Raw genomic sequence first — 16,247 nt, forward strand, 5'->3', positions numbered from 1 at the left:
GGTTCGCCTCATGAAAAGTAGTGATCCGGCCCGGTGCCCGCTCCCGGCCCTGGGGACGTGGGACTGCTTTAGCGGTGCTGAAGATAGGCGAGTACTGCCAGGACCCGGCGGTTGTCGACCGCGCCGGAGGGCAGACCGAGCTTCTGGAAGATGCCGCGGATATGGGTGCCGACGGTGTTCACCGAGAGATAGAGGCGTTCGGCGATGCCCCGGTCGGAGAGCCCTTCGGCCATGAGCTGGAGGACGTCGCGTTCGCGGCCGGTGAGGCGGTCGAGGGGATCGGCGCGCTGGGTGGCCGCGAGCAGCTCGCCCACCACATCCGGATCGATCACGGTGCCGCCGTCGGCCAACCGGTGCAGGGCCTGACTGAGCTGCTGCGGGTACAGGATGCGTTCCTTGAGGAGGTAGCCGGTTCCTCGGGCGCCGCCTTCGAGGAGGCGGGTGGCGTATTCGGGTACCGCGTACTGCGACAGGAGCAGGATGGCGAGGTCCGGCCGGGTCCGGCGCAGTGATATCGCGGTCACCAGTCCTTCGTCGGTGTAGGTGGGCGGCATGCGGATGTCGAGGATGACGGCGTCGGGTGCCTCGGCCGTGACCGCGCCGGCCAGGTCGTCGGGGTGGGCGAGAAGGGATGCGACGACGTGGCCGTCGAGGTCAAGCAGCCGGCGCAGCCCCTCCCGGATGATCACGGAGTCGTCGACGACGATGACGCGCATGGCAGCTCCGCTCGCAGCTGGGTGCCCGCGCCGGCGGGCGATGTGATCGTGAGGATTCCGCCGACGGTGTCGACGCGGTCGACCAGGCCCCGTAACCCGGTTCCGGCTTCCAGGCTCGCCCCACCAGGCCCGTCGTCGCGGACGTCGACGATGAGCCGGCCCGCCTCGTGGACGGCGGACACCCGGGTGTCGGCGTGGCCGGCGTGTTTGGCAACGTTCTGCAACGCCTCGCTGACGATGTAATAGGCGGTTGCCTCGATGACGGGGTCGAGGCGTCCGGGGATGTGGAGGTCGGTCGTGACGCCCATGCTCGCCCGTCGGGCGAGCATGGCGAGTGCGGGGACGAGGCCCTGGTCGGTGAGAATGGCCGGGCGGATCCCCTGGGCCAGGTCGCGCAGTTCGCGGATGGCGGCGTGCAGCTCCTGGTCGAGCTCGTCCATCAGCTCGTGTCCGGTGGTGGAGAGCAGCTGGCCGCGCAGTGCCCCGAGCGCCAGCCCGATGCCGAGCAGGCGTTGCTGGGCGCCGTCGTGCAGGTCCCGTTCAAGACGGCGCCGTTCGGCGTCCGTGGCTGCCGCGATGCGCTGGCGGGAGGCCCGGACCTCGGCGAGCTGGCCGCGTATCTCCGCTTGCAGGTGGGCGTTCTCCAGGGCAAGTCGGGCGGCGCTGGCCGCGGCGTCGAACAGTTCCTGGTGCTCGGTCAGGGCCGGATCGTGGATCACGACGGCCAGCGGTGGGCTACCCAGCTTGGTCACCGCTGGGGTCCTGCCCGGCGCAGGTGCGTAGGGTGCGCCGGAGATGTCGACGAGCCCGTCGGCGGTCGGGAACACCATGCGCAGGCCCGGATCTCGCAGAGCGCGGGCAAGCGCGGCTTCCAGGCCGCTGGCGGGCACCTGCTCGAGCTGGCCGACGAGAGTTCCGACCGCGGCGAAGGCAAGCCTCTCCTCGAGCAGCCCGACGCAGAAAGGAACCACCAGTGCAAAGGCTGCCGCCCAGGTACTGCCGTAGTAGAAGAACCCCTCCGGGCCGGATCCCGCCCCCGTGACCGCAGTGGCGATCTCGAATCCGGCGAACAGCAGGATGGTCACGCCGAACGCCACGAAGGCGAACGCGAGGATTCGCTGCTGGCGTGGTGTCGAGCGGGCGGCACGTCGTACCAGCAGGAACAGTGCGGCGACCGCGAGCAGTGTCCAGCACGCCAGCGTCGCCGTCTTGAGGCCGAGGTAGAGCTGGCGGTCGGCCACGACCTGGACGGGGCTGTCATAGCACCGGAAGGTGCACGTGGAATGGTCGATGGTGCGGGTGAGCAGCAGCAGCGGACCGCCTACCGATGCGAGGACGAAACAGCCGGCGACAACTACCCGTTCCGCCCGCCCGGTGACCCGGCCGGACGGGTACCCGAGCAGGATATGCGCGGGAACCGCATACGCGAACATCACCGTTCCCGCGCCGACCACCGTGAAGAAGGCGCGACCGGGAAGTGCTGGCGCCGGGGCGAAATCATGCGGATTTCCGATGAAAATCAGGTAGCCGAGGGCCAGCGTCCAGACGCCGGTCCGGCTACGCGGCCGGAGTCGCCAGATCGCCAGGCCGGCGCAGGCGAACCACACACCCACGCCAATCTCGGAGGCGGCGTCAGGCAGGCCCGACGTCCCGTATCTCAGCGCCAGACAGATGTTCCCGACGAGTAATCCGGCGAGAAGAACACCGTGCGTAACGACCACGGGAAGAGATGGTGCTGTCCCGCCGGGCGACGCCATGCCAGGAACGGTAACAGGTCAACCGATCCGTGCGGACGGCTCCCAACGGCTCCCAACGGTTCCCAACGGCCCTGGCAGGCTGCGGCATGCGCTCAACTGGCACCTCGCCTGGAACGGACGAAGAATCATGGTTCTCCATGAGGGGGTCGCGTGAAATCGGTGGTGCCTGGCGCTTGCGTCATTTCGATGCGAATCGGTCGGCCGGGGACAGCGCAATGGCCTGGGCCTGAGCCTGGCGTCGGATCCGCTTAGCCTTGCCCGAAGTAGTGCCCGTGCTCCAGGTCCTCGATGAGTCCCGGATGCACCGGTTCCCACTCGAGCACCTTCCGCGTCACCTCACTGGAGGCCGGGTTGTCCACCCCCACGAATGCGCCGAGGAAGGAGAAGCGCTCGCCGGCGTCGGATGCGGAGATGCTGGCCACGGGCACGCCAGCCCCCCGTCCGATGGCGGTCGCGATGTCACGGAAAGGGATGCCCTCGTCCGCGACCGCGTGTAGCCGGCTTCCGGCCGGGGCGCCTTCCAAGGCCAGCCGGTACACCCGCGCCGCGTCGAGCGTGTGCACCGAAGGCCATCGGTTGGCCCCGTCGCCCACGTATCCCGACACGCCGGACTGCCGGGCGATACCGATCAGGATGTGCGCGAAGCCGTGGTGATCGAGTGAGCTGTGCACGATCGGAGGCAGCCGGACGACCGACGACCGCACGCCACGTTCGGCGAGCCCGATCACGAGGTTTTCCGCGTCGATCCGCGGACCGCTGGGAGCGAAATCGGCCTCGGTGCCCGGCCGTCCGGAGATGCCCGCGAAGGTGAGCATGAGTGTGCCGGAGGAGATGACGAGCGGCTTGTCCGTCCCTTTGAGCGCCGAGGCGAGCGCCTCGACGGCGGCGAAGTCGGCGGCGATCGCGGCGGGGAAGTCACCGGCCCCCATCAGGTCGTGCTTGAAGGCGAGGTGGATGACGCCGTCGGCCGCCCCGGCGGCCTCGCGCAGCCCGTCGAGATCGTCCAGGTCGCCGCGTCGGACCTCGGCGCCGGCGGCCGCGAGCGCCTCGGCCGAGCTGTCCGAACGCGCCAGCCCCACGACCCGATGCCCAGCCTGCAGCAGCTCGGGCACGACCGCCGAGCCGATGTGTCCGGACGCACCAGTCACGAAAACACGCATGGGAAACCCTCTCGAAACAAGTGATGTCACCTGGTGACATCACCATAGCACAGTCATGACACCAGGTGACATCAGCTAGTCTTGTCGCATGGGCAGATGGCAGCCGGACGCGCGAGCGCGGCTGCAGGAGGCGGCACTGGCCCTCTACGGCGAGCGCGGGTACGAGGAGACAACCGTCGCGGAGATCGCGGAACGCGCGGGGCTCACGAAGCGAACGTTCTTCCGGTATTTCACGGACAAGCGCGAGGTCCTGTTCTGGGGTTCGGAGCTACTTGAGCAGCAGATGGTGGCCGCCATCGAGGCCGCCCCCGCGTCGACCTCGGCTCTCGGCCTGATCGGCGCGGCGCTGGACGCCGCCGCCGTCCGGTTCGAAGAAGTCCGCGAATTCGCCGGTCCGCGGCACCGGATCATCGCCTCCAGTCGCGAGCTGCAGGAACGCGAGCTGATCAAGGCTGCGTCACTGGCCGCCGCCATGGCACGGGCCCTGCGTGCACGAAGATTTGGTGACACCGTCGCTGCCCTCGCTGCCCGCACGGGCACGACCGTCATGCACGTCGCCTTCGAGCAATGGGTCGACGACCCGAACCAGACAGCGTTCCAGCAGATCGCCAGGGATGCCCTGGCGCAGCTCCGGGAGATCGCCTCTACCGGATGATTCACAACCACGCATCCCGAACGGGCCGTGGCCAGACCCCGGTGGACGGCGGCCCTGGATGTCGCCGACGTCGGTGTGCGCCCCGGCCGCGGCGCGAAGTGAACCGCCTGCGCTCCGTCCAGACCGCCGGCCCAGGCCATGGCACCATCCCGACGACGGGTGGCCATTCGGCAGAGGAAGGATCGCCGCCACATTCCTGCGAGAAAGCAAGTCGGGACCTTGGGAAGGAAAATTCGGTTGGCCTATGATCGAGGGTTCCTCTAGACTGTGGGCACCGATTTTCGAAGTTTCTCGCAGTACCGAACAGAGCTGAGGATGCGGCTGTCCTGCCCGCTTCTGGCTGCTTTTCTGGCCACCTTCTTCATGTTCTCTTTTCTGCTCGCGTCTCCCGTGCTGGCCGTGGATGGCCACCGGTACGACATCGTGACCTGGTATCGGGTCAACTGCTCCCTCCTGTCGTGCCTGAAGTAACACGAGATTCCGCTGCGCCGCGGATACTACGACGACGGCTACATCGGCGGGCCCGGCGAGAAAGGATTCGGCAAAGCCAAGACCGAGAACAGGCATGAGGGTGAACTGACCTGGACGCAGATCGAGGAAACCCTCCTATGCGCAGACAGCGTTTGTTTCGATATCGTGTAAGACCGGGTAGTGGTCGCGCATGATCTTGTAATACTTGTGCGGATCCTGCGCGAACTCCTCGGACAGAACATCGGGCTTCTCTGGGGGGTTCGTGGGCACAGTTTCTCCACTTTCATCTCGATGCCGGGCTTCGCGGTGGCCTGTCGGCGAGTGATCGTCGCACCTGGCCGAGAGGTGTGTCACAGGTAAAAACACCTGATCCGACAGCTGTCGTGCCGGGGCCGGCACCTCCCGCCCCTGGCCGGCGACCCGACCCGCCGTCACGCGGTAGGGACTCCGGTGGTGCCCGACCAGGCCCGGCAGGGCGGCTTCGGTGGCCTGCATGTCGACATCCCCCGGACGAAGGTCGGACAGCCTTCGCTCGGGGGATGTCGGTAACCCGTCCGTCCGGCATCCTCGGGAGGCGACGCGGTGGGGTGATCTCGCCCCGCGTCGGGAGACGCCCGGTGCCAGGCGAACGTGCTGCCGCGGAGCCGTGACCCGACTGCCGCCATGACCTTCAAGGCGTCCCGGCGTTCCGTGATCCGGTGCAGGACACGGCCCGCGACTGTGACGCCGGCCGGCCTGAGGAGGCTGTTGTGCCCTTTCGACGTTGGTCCATTGCCTGGGCGGTGGTGGGGATCCTGGTGGTGGTGGCGGCGGTGGTCCTGCGGTTCGTCCTCGTTCCGATCGCCACCCGGCTGCCTGGCGACACCGATCTGACCGTTCATTACCAGGGCACCGCGAACCTGCTCGACAGCAAGGCCTTACAGGCTGGAAAGGCGAGTTCCGCGTTACGCTCGCACCTGCCCATCACGGTGGACCGCCGGGTGCAGGTGCTGTCCACCGCCGGGGACACCGCCGTGCTTTCCGACGCGCTCACCGTGCACGCCCCCGGCCAGGATCTACCCAGCAGCTACCTCTATGCCGTCGACAGGTCGACGCTGAAGGGCGTGACGCCACCCGCCGGGAGAAAGACCGAGCCCGCGACGGGCGCGTTGACCTCGGCCTTTCCGCTGCACCCCAAGAGTGACAGCTCGTACACCTACTATGACCCGGCCACCCGGACCATCGTCCCGATGACCTACGCCGGGCATGACACCCGCGGTGGCCGGTCCGTCAACGTCTACCGGATCTCACCCTCGGGTGCGGTCCGCAATCCCGACCTGCTCGCATCCCTTCCGCCGGCCCTGCCCAAGAGCCTCGTCGTCAGTCTGGCGCCCCTGCTGCCCGCCGACGTCCGCGCGGCCCTGACCCCGGCGACGGTCGCCGCGCTGCCCGACCCGATTCCGCTCACCTACACCGGCAAGTCCGCCATCGTCGCCTATGTGGATCGCCAGACCGGGGTCGCGATCGACGAGACCATCTCCCAGCAGGTCATCGTCAACGTGACGGTCGGCGGCAGGACCGTGAGCCTGCTGCCCGTCGTCGCCCTCGACTTTCACATCACCCCCGCCAGCATCGCCGATCTCGCCGACAAGGCGAAGTCCGCGGGAATCCTGCTGATCCTCGTCGGCCTCGTGGCGCCGCTCGTCCTGCTGGTGCTCGGCGTGGCGTTGATCGTGCTGGCCGTGCTGCGCGAGCGACGTGTGCTGCGCGTACTCCCAGGTGTGCGGCTGCGCGGGCGGGGGCCCGGCGGCCCGGCAGGCGGCGGTGCGGGGTCGGCGGACGGCGTGAAACCGGTGAACGGCACCGGGCCGGCGGGCGGCGGTGAGCTGTTGGGCAAGACCGGCGACGCCGGGCACACCACGCCGCAGTCCGCGCGATCTCTCGACTGACCCGCACATCGGGCGCCCACGGCGTCCCGGCGAAAGGAACTCGTGACTCCTCTGACGGTTGAAGCCGTCAGCTTCTCAGGCCGCCTGTGCGTCAGCCTGAAGGACAAGCCCTGCCCGAAGGATGTTGACGGCGGCGTTCTCGTCCGCGTCCGCGGTGTGCCCGCACTGCACGCAGGCGAACTCGGCCCGGGTGGGCCGGTTCTTCTCGGCGACGTGGCCGCAGGCCGTGCAGCGTTGGGAGGTGTGGCGGGCGTTGACCTCGACGACGACCCGTCCGGCGCTTTCAGCCTTGGCGCGCAGCACCCCGAGGAACACCCCCCATCCCGCATCGTGGATCGACCTGTTCAGCCCGGACTTCGCCGCCTGCCCGTTGGGCAGGAACGCCCCCGGCGTGTCCGGGTCGGGCCTGGGCCTGGCCCGGCGGGTCATGCCCTTGATGGTGAGTTTCTCGACGGCGATCAGATCATGGCCGCGGACCAGCCCGAGGGCGGTCTTGTGGGCGTGGTCGAGCCGCTGCCGGGCGACACTGCGGCTGATCGTCCCGACCCGGGCGGCGGCCTTCCTGCGCCGCGCCGAGCCGCGCCTCCTGCGGGACAGGTCCCGCTGGGCGGCGGCCAGCCAGCCGGCGGACCGGTCCAAACACGTTGGGTTCGGCTCGTGCTTCCCGTACGAGGTCGTCAGGAACGATGCGATGCCGACGTCCACACCGACCACGGCGCCGGCGGGCGGGAGCGGCTGGGCCGGGACGTCGTCGCAGGACAGGATGACGTACCAGCGTCTGCCCTCACGCTTGACGCTGATCGTCCTGACCCTGCCGAGGACCCGCCGGTGCTGGTGGACCTTGACGTGGCCGATGCCCTGCAGGCGCACGAACGTCCGTGTGGGGTTTTCGGGCTGCGAGTCCCAGCGGCACCCGTCCCCGTCGGAGGGCCACTCGACGGTGTCGAACCAGCCCGCACCCTTGAAACGCGGATAACCAGGCATTCCACCCGCCTTCACGCGGCGGAAGAACCCGGCGAACGCCCTGTCCAACCGGCGCAACGTGGCCTGCTGCGACGAGAACGACCAGCGGGCCTGATCAGGATCATCCGCCCGGATGTCCTTCACCTGAGCCGACTGATCGCCATAGCGGATGCGGGTCTTCGACGGATGCCGGTAGGCGTCGCGCCGCTCCTGCAACGCCGCGTTATACAAAGCGCGGTGGTCGTCAAGCATCACCCCAAGACAGACCGCCTGCCGGGCGGTCGGGCGCAGCAGGAACTTGTACGCACGCCGCATCAGACCACCCCCCTGCGCCACGGCCGCTCGTTCTGCGCGTCGATCTACCGTCGCACAGCCTCAGCAGACACCACGCCGACAGTGGCAACGAAGCACGACCAGGACCACAGCGTCGGCAACCGGGACCGCAGATGCGGAAACTCGGCGCATAGCACAGGGGACGTGAAGCCCATCACCTGGTTGGCGATCTACGACGGGGAATGCTCCGGGTGAGCCTCGACGAACAGGTGAACATGGTCCGATCCGATCCTCAACGCGACGACCGGCCAGTCGCACTCGGTGCACCGCTCTCGGATGAGCACGTCAATTCCCCTGACGCCTGAAGGCGTCAGTCCCCTCCGGAGGTCTTTGATGGAGACGCTTAACGTTCGACGGCCGCGGACCGGGGTAGCCCTGGTGACCTTGGAACGCCCCGAACGGCTCAACGCGTTGAATCGGCGGATGCTTCATGAGCTTCGGATGGTCGCCGAGGAGCTGACCACCGACGCGTCGGTGCGGGCCGTCGTCCTCACCGGAGCCGGCCGCGGATTCTGCTCCGGGTATGACCTCGACGGCGCGGCCGAGTTCGCGACTCTCGGCCCGACGGGCGGGCTGGCGTTGCAGGACATGGCCAACCGGACGCTGCACGCCCTGCACACGCTGCCCCAGCCGCTGATCGCCGCCGTCGGCGGTCCGGCCATCGGTGGCGGCGTCAGCCTCGCCCTGGTCGCAGACATCCGCATCGCGGCCGTCGACGCGCTGTTCCAGGCCGCGTTCGTCCGGATCGGCATGTCGGGCGGCGATCTGGGTGCCTCCTGGCTGCTGCCGCGGATCGTCGGGCGAGGACTCGCCGCCGAGCTGATGTACACGGCGCGACCGGTCGGCGCCGAGGAGGCGGTGCGCATCGGCCTTGCCAACCGGGCCGTGCCCACCGCCTCGCTGCTCGACACCGCGCTCGACCTCGCGGGCCAGATCGCCGTCCACCCCCCGCTGGGTGTGCAGCTGTCCAAGCGGGCGCTGCAGGCCAGCACGGACTCGCCGTCACTGTGGTCGGCCCTGGAGACGGAGGCCCGTGGTCAGGCACTGCTGATGGGGCATCCGGACACGGCGCAGGCGATCGCGGCCCTGCGGGAGAGCCTCGCCGCGGGCCGCGCGTCGAAGGGCCGCGCGTCGAAGGGCTGAGCTCCGGAGGACACGAGCGAGGGGGGCCGGATCGACGCCGATCCGGCCCCCCTCGCTCGGCCGGGCCGGGCGGGTCAGCTCGCTCGCAGCTGGGACACGAGGTCGTAGCGCGCCTCGTCGGCCAGGCCGTAGGGCAGATACAGGGTGAAGCGGTCGATCAGCCCGGTGAAGCGACGGCGGATCTCCCGGGCGACCGCGGCCGGTTCACCCACCGCGGCGAAGGTGTGGAGCACGGTGTCGTCGACGAGCGCGGTCATGGCGGCCCAGTCCTTCCGCCGGGACAGCAGGTGGAGCTCCGTGTGCAGATCACCCCAGCCGTGCAGCTCGAGCACGCCGCGGTAGGCGGGCGTCGCGGCATAGAAGGCGATGCGCTCGCGGACCGCCCGTACCGCCTTCTCGATGTCCTCGTCATCGGTCCCGGTCGCCACCAGGCCGGGGTAGGACAGCGTGAACCGCTCGCGGGTCTTCCCGTTCGCGCCGAGTACGGATGCGAGCTGGGGGAGTGTGACCTCCCGCAGATAGCGTTCGCTGGTGAAGGAGTGCACCAGCATTCCGTCGGCGACCTCGGCCGCGACCGACGTCATCTTCGGCCCGACCGCGGCGATCAGCACCGGTGGTGGCCCGAACGGGTTGGGCCCGGGATTGAACATCGGCGTCATCAGGGTGTTCCGGTAGATCTCGCCGTGGAAATCGAGCGGCTCGTCGTCGTGCCAGCTCCGCCAGATGGAGCGGATGGCCAGCACGAACTCCCGCATCCGTTCGGCGGGCGCGGACCAGGGCATGTCGAAACGCCGTTCGATGTGCGGCCGGATCTGCGAACCGAGGCCCAGCGTGAAGCGGCCGGCGCTGAAGGTCTGCAGGTCGTTGGCGACGGTGGCGGTCGTCATCGGGTTGCGGGCGAACGCCACGGCGATGGCCGTCCCGATGTGCAGCCGGGGTGAACGGTCCGCGGCCAGCAGCAGGGGGAGGAACGGGTCCCGGTTGACCTCGGTGCTCCACACGCCGTCGTATCCGAGGTGATCGGCGTGCGCGACCTGCGCCGTGAGATCGGCGATGTCCGCGCCGCGGGTGCCGTCGGTGGATCCGCCGATATGGCCGTCGACCAGCACGTGCCGACTCCTTCTGATCGTGGCAGGTTTGGTTCCCGACCTGTCGGGACGGGCCGGGGAACGGGCGAAGTAAATCAGGGGTAACCTTTCGAGGTCAACTGATCCGGCTGTTCCCCCGATGGGAGGCGGTAAGTCCGTGACCGGAGGAAGTACCTGGTGAGCGCGCGGGCCGGCCGGGCGCCGATCAGGCGGACCCCACGGCCGCGCGACCGTCGAGCGCAGATCCTGGCGGCGGCCAGCGACCTGTTCTATCGCTTCGGTTATCACAACGTCGGCACCGAGGACATCGCCAAGGCGGTCGGCATCACTCCCGGTGCGCTCTACCGCCATGTCCGCAGCAAGGAGGAGCTCCTGGCCAGCGCGCTGTCGGACAGTTTCGAGCGGGCTACGATCGTCATCGATCGCCAGCCGCCCGGCGGCTTCGCCGCCGTGGTCGGGGACCTGGCCGAGACCGCCGCGCACCGGCGCGAGCTCGGGGTGCTGTGGACGCGGGAGACCCGGCATCTTCACGCCGAGTACCGCACGCCGATGCTGGAACGGTTCTTCGCGTTTCTGGGAAACCTGACCGCCGCGCTGCGAGACGCCCGCGGCGAGCTGAGCCGCGACGACGCGCAGCTGTTGTCGTGGTGCCTGCTCGCCGTGCTCACCAGCGCCTCCTACCACCGGGTCGCTGCCTCCCCGGACGTGCTGGCCTCGTTGCTGCGGGACATGGCCCTGCGGGTGTGTGAGGCGCGGATCGACGGCTGCGGGGTCCGGGCGGAGCCGGTCGCGGGCGGCGGGGAGACCGGACTGCCGCCCCGGGCGCGCCGGGAGGCGTTGCTGGCCGCCGCGGCCCGGTTGTTCGGGGGCCGTGGCTACCAGTCGGTGACGATGGAGGAGGTCGGTGCGGAGGTCGGAGTGACCGGCACCGGTGTCTACCGGCACTTCGCCACGAAGGCCGACCTGCTGAGCGCGATCGTCGCGCGCGCCACCGAGTCGCTGCAGCTGGGTATGTCACGGGCCCTGGCCGCGGCCGCGACCCCGGCGGACGGTCTGGACAATGCGGTGGCTGCCTACATCGACTTCGCGATGGCGCACACCGACCTCGTGAACGTCCTGCTCACCGAGGTGATGAACGTGCCGCAGCCGTACCGCCACCGCATCCGGCGGGCCGAGCACGACTACGTCGCCGAGTGGGTCCGCCTGCTGGCGGCGACACATCCGGAGCTGGACCGCACCACGGTTCTCTTCCGTGTCCACGCGGTCCTCACCGTCATCAACGACGTCGCGCGTACGCCGCACCTGCGTGGGCAGCCGGGCCTGGTGGACAGGGTGCGGCTGGTCGCGGCCGCTGTTCTGCACGGCTGACGCCGGACCGCCCCGACCCGGGCGACGAAGTTCGTTCCGGTCTTGACGGAGTGAACTGGGTCACTTATGGTCCGATAAGTAAATCCTGCGACACACGTTGACGGATTCTATCGGCCTTCGCGTCGGCGAAGGCGGTGGCACGCCGTGACGGTACGGTGCTTGCGGGCGGCGGCTCTCGGAGCGAGAGGGTGTACAGCCTTGACCAGGAAACGTAGCGCGCAAGCTCTGTCCTTCGGAGCGGGGTTAGCGCGTTGCTGCTGGGCACCGCTGCCCCTCGATGTATTCGCGCAACAGTGCGAGCGGGGCACCGTCAGCCGACACGGCGAAGTACGACGACCAGAAGCGCTCGCGCATGCTGTACCGGTTCACTCGGCCGGTGAACTCGGAGCGCAGCCATCGCGCTGCGGCCATCGGGACGGCCCGAAACCGTTGAAGGTCCGGTCGTGGACCTGTCCCGCGTGCGGTGTCAGCCACGACCGGGACCTGAACGCCGCGCGGAAAATCCTCGTCGAGGGGCAGCGCCTGGTCGCTGCTGGGCGGAAAGGCGCGGCAGCGATGCCGTGTCAGGCGGAGACCGTAAACGCCGGTGGAGCCGATATAAGACCCGGACCTGCCCGGGTGGTTGGCTGCGAAGCAGGAACCCACCGAGGTGCCGTGTGAACCCGCGCGGCGCGGTAGGAATCCCCGTCCTTCAGCTTCAGGGTGGGGAGGACGTCAAAGCGCCGAACTCTTCGATCGTGTCGATGCAGGTGGAGGTTCGGGATCGACGACGGGAACTGGTCTCGGCGCTGCGCGCCGCGGCGGGGACGGAGCTGCCCGCCTGCGACGATGGTCCGGCGGCGGCTCTGGCGGCCCGGCTCGACCAGCTCGCGGCCGAGCCTGCCGACGCCGAGCTCCGGGCCGCCCTCGGCGCGGGCCGCTTCGACCGGATCGGCGATCTGTTCGCCGAGCTCGGCGCGGTGCGGTCGGATCTGTGCGCGTGGGTGGTGGAAGGGCCGTTCCAGGCGCTGAGCCGGATCCGGGACCAGCTCACCCTGCTGCGCCGGGAGACGAGCTCCGGGCGGATCACCCGGGCCGCCCCCGCCGCACTGTGCGCGGCCGGCGGCTTCGACCGGGCGATGATCTCCAGCCTGCGTGGTTCGACCTGGCTGCCGGTCGCGCTGCACGTCGAGACGGATGTCGACGGCCCCGTGAACGAGGCCCTGCGCCGTTTCCTCACGGACGTGGAGATACCGCTGGCGTCGTCGATGCCCGAGACCGAGCTGGTCCGCCGGCGGGCGCCCGCGTTGATCCGGCATGCCCAGTCAGAGGGTCGCGTCTTCCGGCCACTGATCGAGATCTCCGGGACGCGGGAATACGTCGCCGCGCCGATCGTCGCGGGCGGCTGCGTCCTCGGCTTCCTGCATGCCGACACCTACGCCTCGGGGCGCCGCCTCACCGATGCCGACCGGGATCACCTCCAGACGTTCGCCGACGGTCTCGGACTCATCCTCGAACGGACGGTTCTGCTGGAACGCGCGAGGCTGCAGCGCGATCGGATCGCGGACGCGTTCAGCGCCGTGCGCGCCACGAGCGAGGTGCTCGGTACCGCGCCGGTCCACCTGGCACGCACGATCACGCTGTCCACGCAGCGCCGCGCGACGGTGGCCGGGCGGTCCTCGCCCTCGCCGTCGGCCATGATCGCGGCGGCACCTCCGCTCCCCGACGGTCTCACTCCGCGGGAGCGTGAGGTGCTCCGCCTGCTGGCCGCGGGCGCGACCAACGCACAGATCGCCAATGCCCTCACAGTCTCGGAGACGACGGTGAAGTCCCACGTGAAGCACATCCTGCGCAAACTGCGCGCCTCGAACCGAGCCGAGGCGATTGCCCGCTATCTGTACCTCGCCCGCACGGCGGACCGGGCGTTATGACGGTGACGGCCGGCGACCGCCGGCACAGCATGTTCCCGGTACCCGTCGGCGACCGGGGCTGGCGGCGGCGCGAACGCGAACTGGGCGATCGGTTGGCCTTCCTGCACGGCGAGGTCTGTGACGCTCTCGGCATCGAGCTGTCGCGCGGCACCGTCCTCGCCTCCTCGGAGTCGTGGACCGGGGTCGTCTCGGACCTCGCCCGGCTCTGCGTCGACCGGCTGCGCGCGATGGCCGGCCACGCCGACGAAGCCGACGAGGCCGGCCTGCGGACCTGCCTGCTCATCCTTGACCTGCACGAACTCGCCTTCGACCTCGGCCAGCACGAACGAGACCGGCGCACGCGTCGACTGGCCGCCTGCTCCGAGGGACTCGCGCGCATGCGGGTGCTGCCGCACTCGACGGATCTGCTGGACCGCGCGTGCGAGGAACTGGTCCGGCGCTGCGGCTTCGGCCGTGCGGTGCTGTCCCGGGTCGACGACGGCGTCTGGCGGCCGTGGATGGCGTACTTCAGCAACGGCGACGAGTTCGAGTCGTGGTTCGCGGGCTGGGTCGACCAGCCGATTCGGCTCGAAGGGCGCACCCCCGAGACGACGCTGCTCACCGAGTGCCGGCCCGTCGCCGTCTACGACACGGCGAACACCGTCGTACACCGGTCGATCATCGTGGACTCGGGTCGCTCGGACTCCTACGTCGTCGCCCCGTTGATGCACGGCACCTCGGTGGTGGGATTCCTCCACGCGGATCACCATCCGGCTTCGCGGCGCGTCGACGACTTCGACCGGGATGTCCTCTGGGCCTTCGCGGAGGGTTTCAGCCACCTGTACGAGCGGATCGTCCTGGCCGAGCGCCTTCGGACCCAGCGCGACCAGGCTCGGGAGATCCTGTCATCGGCGGTCGAATCGGTGAGTGACTTCTGCGACGCGGGTATCGATTTCTCGCCGCACGCGGCCGTCGGAGCCATGCCGCGGACTCCCGTTGCGCCCCATCCGCTCGCCACCGGGCATCCTGGTGGGGAGCTCACCGCGCGCGAGTCGGAGGTCCTCGAGCTGATGGTGGTGGGAGCGACGAACGGTGCCATCGCCGAGACGCTGGTCATCTCCGAGGACACCGTGAAATCACATGTGAAACACATCCTGCGCAAGCTCGGTGCCGCGAACCGGTCGCAGGCGATCGCGCGGTCGCTGGGCATCGCCGTGCACGGCGACGGTGTCTGAGGTCGCCGTGCACGGGCGACGGTGTCTGAGGTTGCCGGTCACCGTGGCCGCCTCGGGTGCGGCCGGGCGCTGCTCGCCGCCCCGGCCGCACCCGGTGTTGCTCACGGTGTGCCGAGCAGCCCCAGTTCGGCGCGTCCGAGCAGGTCATAGGCCTGATCGGTGGTGAGCGGATGGAAGGGGCCGCCGCGGGCGTCACGGTAGAGGCGTTCGAGCACGTGTCCCCGCCGGAAGGAGGACCCGCCGACCAGCCGGAGCGCGGCGTCCGTCACCCTGATCGCGGTCTCCGTCGCGGTGACCTTGGTGACATCGACGAACCCTGCGCGCGCGATCGGATCCCACTCGGCGTCGCGGCCCTCGATGAGGATCCGGCCGGTTGTCTCCAACGCCCGCGCCGCGGTCTCCACGTCCACCAGCATCTTGCCGAGTCCGTACTGGACGAAGCCGATCCCCTTCAGGGCGACGTCCTTGCCCTCCAGCGTCGCGCCGAGGGTCTTCTTCTTCAGGATCTCCCGCGTCTCGGCGTAGGCCTTCTCCGCCAGGCCCAGGTACACGGCCGCGAAGCTCACCGACGCCCACTCGAACTCGCCGAACAACCCGTTGCGGAAGTTCCCGCCGTAGGAGTTGGCGGGTGCCGGCACGTCGTCGAAGACGACCGTGTGGGTGCCGGTCGCCCGCATCCCCATGGTGTCCCAGGTCTCGACGATGCTGATCCCGGGGCTGTCCATCGGCAGCACGAAGACGGCCTCCTGGGCCGCGTGCTCGGTGAAGTCCTCAGGCAGCCGCCCGTCGGTGTCCGTGATCGTCGCGTTGAAGGCGACGATGTCGGCTCCCAGGCAGAGGGTGGCCCACGTCTTCTTCCCGTGGATCCGCCAGCCGCCGTTCCCGTCGGGAATCGCCCTCGTGTCGGCGAGGCCGCTCAGACCGGCCCGGTCCTCGCTGAACGGTCCACAGATGATCTTGTGTTCCCGGACGACCTCGGTGAAGACACGCTCCCTGGTGGCCTCGTCGAGCAGACCGCGGAAGATACCGATCATCGTCTGGTGCATGTTGAACGCCAGCGCGATCGCCGGGTCGCCCTTCGCGAGCTCCCTGGAGACACCCGCCGTGGTCGCGATGTCGGCGCCGCGGCCGCCGTACTTCTTGGGGATCGCGATCGCGGGTAGGCCGCTGTCCTTGTAGAGCGGCACGAGTTCGGTGGGAAAGCGGTTTTCTGCGTCGGCGGACGGACCAGCGACCGCGAACTCCTTTGCCAGCGTACGGGCCGCCTCGAGCACCTCGGCCCGTTCGGCCGGCGTTATCTCCACATCATGTTTTCCCATGCCGCAGTTCACTCCTCTTTGTTGATGACCACCTACTGGCGAACGTAGACCGCACAGACCGTGTTGAAATCTCCCGTCGGGAGAGCTTCTACCCTTCGATGGGGTGACACGTCGTCGGGGTTCGGCGCTCTGCCGGGCGCCGGCCCCGCACTGCCCCTGTCCCGCTCTGCGCGGCCCTTGCCCAGTTCCGCGCGGTCCTTGTCCCGCTCCGTCGATCGCCGG

Annotated in this window: 14 protein-coding genes and 1 pseudogene; 7 read left to right on the forward strand and 8 right to left on the reverse strand. The window is 69.4% G+C overall.

The features are described from left to right. Positions 1-68: 68 nt before the first annotated feature. The 3 genes from NBZ83_RS00685 to NBZ83_RS00695 form a co-directional block, all read right to left on the reverse strand. Positions 69-716 carry a response regulator gene (locus NBZ83_RS00685; protein WP_261566213.1) on the reverse strand — a complete coding sequence of 216 codons (648 nt, stop codon included), beginning with the start codon at positions 714-716 and terminating at the stop codon, positions 69-71. Further along, positions 686-2,329: a sensor histidine kinase gene (locus tag NBZ83_RS00690; RefSeq protein WP_261574128.1), complete on the reverse strand. Its 1,644-nt coding sequence runs from the start codon at positions 2,327-2,329 to the stop codon at positions 686-688. Before NBZ83_RS00690 ends, NBZ83_RS00685 begins: the two co-directional genes overlap by 31 nt. 392 nt (positions 2,330-2,721) lie before the next feature. Continuing rightward, positions 2,722-3,633 (reverse strand): SDR family oxidoreductase, encoded by a 912-nt coding sequence (locus tag NBZ83_RS00695; protein WP_261566211.1) that lies wholly within the window; start codon positions 3,631-3,633, stop codon positions 2,722-2,724. A gap of 88 nt (positions 3,634-3,721) precedes the next feature. On the opposite strand from NBZ83_RS00695, the gene NBZ83_RS00700 reads away from it, so the two are divergent. Then, entirely contained in the window at positions 3,722-4,288 is a 567-nt protein-coding gene (locus NBZ83_RS00700) for a TetR family transcriptional regulator (RefSeq protein WP_261566210.1), read from the forward strand. 606 nt (positions 4,289-4,894) lie between these two features. On the opposite strand, the gene NBZ83_RS00705 is transcribed toward NBZ83_RS00700, so the two are convergent. Further along, a complete protein-coding gene (locus tag NBZ83_RS00705) occupies positions 4,895-5,254 on the reverse strand; it encodes a hypothetical protein (RefSeq protein WP_261566209.1) in 360 nt (119 codons plus the stop codon). Positions 5,255-5,508: 254 nt separating this feature from the next. On the opposite strand from NBZ83_RS00705, the gene NBZ83_RS00710 reads away from it, so the two are divergent. After that, positions 5,509-6,687: a porin PorA family protein gene (locus NBZ83_RS00710; RefSeq protein WP_261566208.1), complete on the forward strand. Its 1,179-nt coding sequence runs from the start codon at positions 5,509-5,511 to the stop codon at positions 6,685-6,687. A 75-nt stretch (positions 6,688-6,762) separates the two neighbouring features. Here NBZ83_RS00710 and NBZ83_RS00715 read toward each other — a convergent pair whose 3' ends face one another. Together NBZ83_RS00715 and tnpA are read right to left on the reverse strand one after the other, a co-directional pair. Continuing rightward, complete coding sequence (locus NBZ83_RS00715) at positions 6,763-7,986, reverse strand: RNA-guided endonuclease TnpB family protein (RefSeq protein WP_261574129.1); 1,224 nt, start codon at positions 7,984-7,986, stop codon at positions 6,763-6,765. A 23-nt stretch (positions 7,987-8,009) separates the two neighbouring features. Beyond that, positions 8,010-8,270, reverse strand: a pseudogene (gene tnpA / locus NBZ83_RS34190) (IS200/IS605 family transposase); the annotation flags it as partial. A gap of 46 nt (positions 8,271-8,316) precedes the next feature. Between tnpA and NBZ83_RS00725 the strand changes: the two are divergent. After that, a complete protein-coding gene (locus NBZ83_RS00725; RefSeq protein WP_261574130.1) occupies positions 8,317-9,126 on the forward strand; it encodes an enoyl-CoA hydratase/isomerase family protein in 810 nt (269 codons plus the stop codon). Positions 9,127-9,200: 74 nt separating this feature from the next. Here NBZ83_RS00725 and NBZ83_RS00730 read toward each other — a convergent pair whose 3' ends face one another. Beyond that, entirely contained in the window at positions 9,201-10,235 is a 1,035-nt protein-coding gene (locus NBZ83_RS00730) for a TIGR03617 family F420-dependent LLM class oxidoreductase (RefSeq protein ID WP_261574131.1), read from the reverse strand. Between the two features lie 156 nt (positions 10,236-10,391). Between NBZ83_RS00730 and NBZ83_RS00735 the strand changes: the two genes are divergently transcribed. The 4 genes from NBZ83_RS00735 to NBZ83_RS00755 all read left to right on the forward strand — a co-directional run bounded on the left by NBZ83_RS00735 (position 10,392) and on the right by NBZ83_RS00755 (position 14,706). Continuing rightward, complete coding sequence (locus tag NBZ83_RS00735) at positions 10,392-11,582, forward strand: TetR/AcrR family transcriptional regulator (RefSeq protein ID WP_261574132.1); 1,191 nt, start codon at positions 10,392-10,394, stop codon at positions 11,580-11,582. Positions 11,583-11,726: 144 nt separating this feature from the next. After that, positions 11,727-12,242, forward strand: coding sequence for a zinc ribbon domain-containing protein (locus tag NBZ83_RS34195; protein ID WP_438803280.1), 516 nt, complete (start codon positions 11,727-11,729; stop codon positions 12,240-12,242). An 83-nt stretch (positions 12,243-12,325) separates the two neighbouring features. Continuing rightward, entirely contained in the window at positions 12,326-13,492 is a 1,167-nt protein-coding gene (locus NBZ83_RS00750) for a helix-turn-helix transcriptional regulator (RefSeq protein ID WP_261566202.1), read from the forward strand. Then, entirely contained in the window at positions 13,489-14,706 is a 1,218-nt protein-coding gene (locus NBZ83_RS00755; RefSeq protein WP_261574134.1) for a helix-turn-helix transcriptional regulator, read from the forward strand. The genes NBZ83_RS00750 and NBZ83_RS00755 overlap by 4 nt, the downstream gene beginning before the upstream one ends. A 101-nt stretch (positions 14,707-14,807) precedes the next feature. Here NBZ83_RS00755 and NBZ83_RS00760 read toward each other — a convergent pair whose 3' ends face one another. Then, positions 14,808-16,025: an acyl-CoA dehydrogenase family protein gene (locus NBZ83_RS00760; protein ID WP_261566200.1), complete on the reverse strand. Its 1,218-nt coding sequence runs from the start codon at positions 16,023-16,025 to the stop codon at positions 14,808-14,810. Positions 16,026-16,247: the final 222 nt, after the last annotated feature.

Origin of the sequence: Frankia gtarii (assembly GCF_025403375.1) — a bacterium.
GTDB classification, from domain to species: domain Bacteria; phylum Actinomycetota; class Actinomycetes; order Frankiales; family Frankiaceae; genus Frankia; species Frankia gtarii.

Excerpts from the sequence above, each read along its gene's own strand:
- NBZ83_RS00685 (WP_261566213.1), bottom strand. The coding sequence starts at position 716 with ATGCGCGTCATCGTCGTCGACGACTCCGTGATCATCCGGGAGGGGCTG.
- NBZ83_RS00725 (WP_261574130.1), top strand. The coding sequence starts at position 8,317 with ATGGAGACGCTTAACGTTCGACGGCCGCGGACCGGGGTAGCCCTGGTG.
- NBZ83_RS00755 (WP_261574134.1), top strand. The coding sequence starts at position 13,489 with ATGACGGTGACGGCCGGCGACCGCCGGCACAGCATGTTCCCGGTACCC.
- NBZ83_RS00695 (WP_261566211.1), bottom strand. The coding sequence starts at position 3,633 with ATGCGTGTTTTCGTGACTGGTGCGTCCGGACACATCGGCTCGGCGGTC.
- NBZ83_RS00750 (WP_261566202.1), top strand. The coding sequence starts at position 12,326 with ATGCAGGTGGAGGTTCGGGATCGACGACGGGAACTGGTCTCGGCGCTG.
- NBZ83_RS00700 (WP_261566210.1), top strand. The coding sequence starts at position 3,722 with ATGGGCAGATGGCAGCCGGACGCGCGAGCGCGGCTGCAGGAGGCGGCA.
- NBZ83_RS00705 (WP_261566209.1), bottom strand. The coding sequence starts at position 5,254 with ATGCAGGCCACCGAAGCCGCCCTGCCGGGCCTGGTCGGGCACCACCGG.
- NBZ83_RS00760 (WP_261566200.1), bottom strand. The coding sequence starts at position 16,025 with ATGGGAAAACATGATGTGGAGATAACGCCGGCCGAACGGGCCGAGGTG.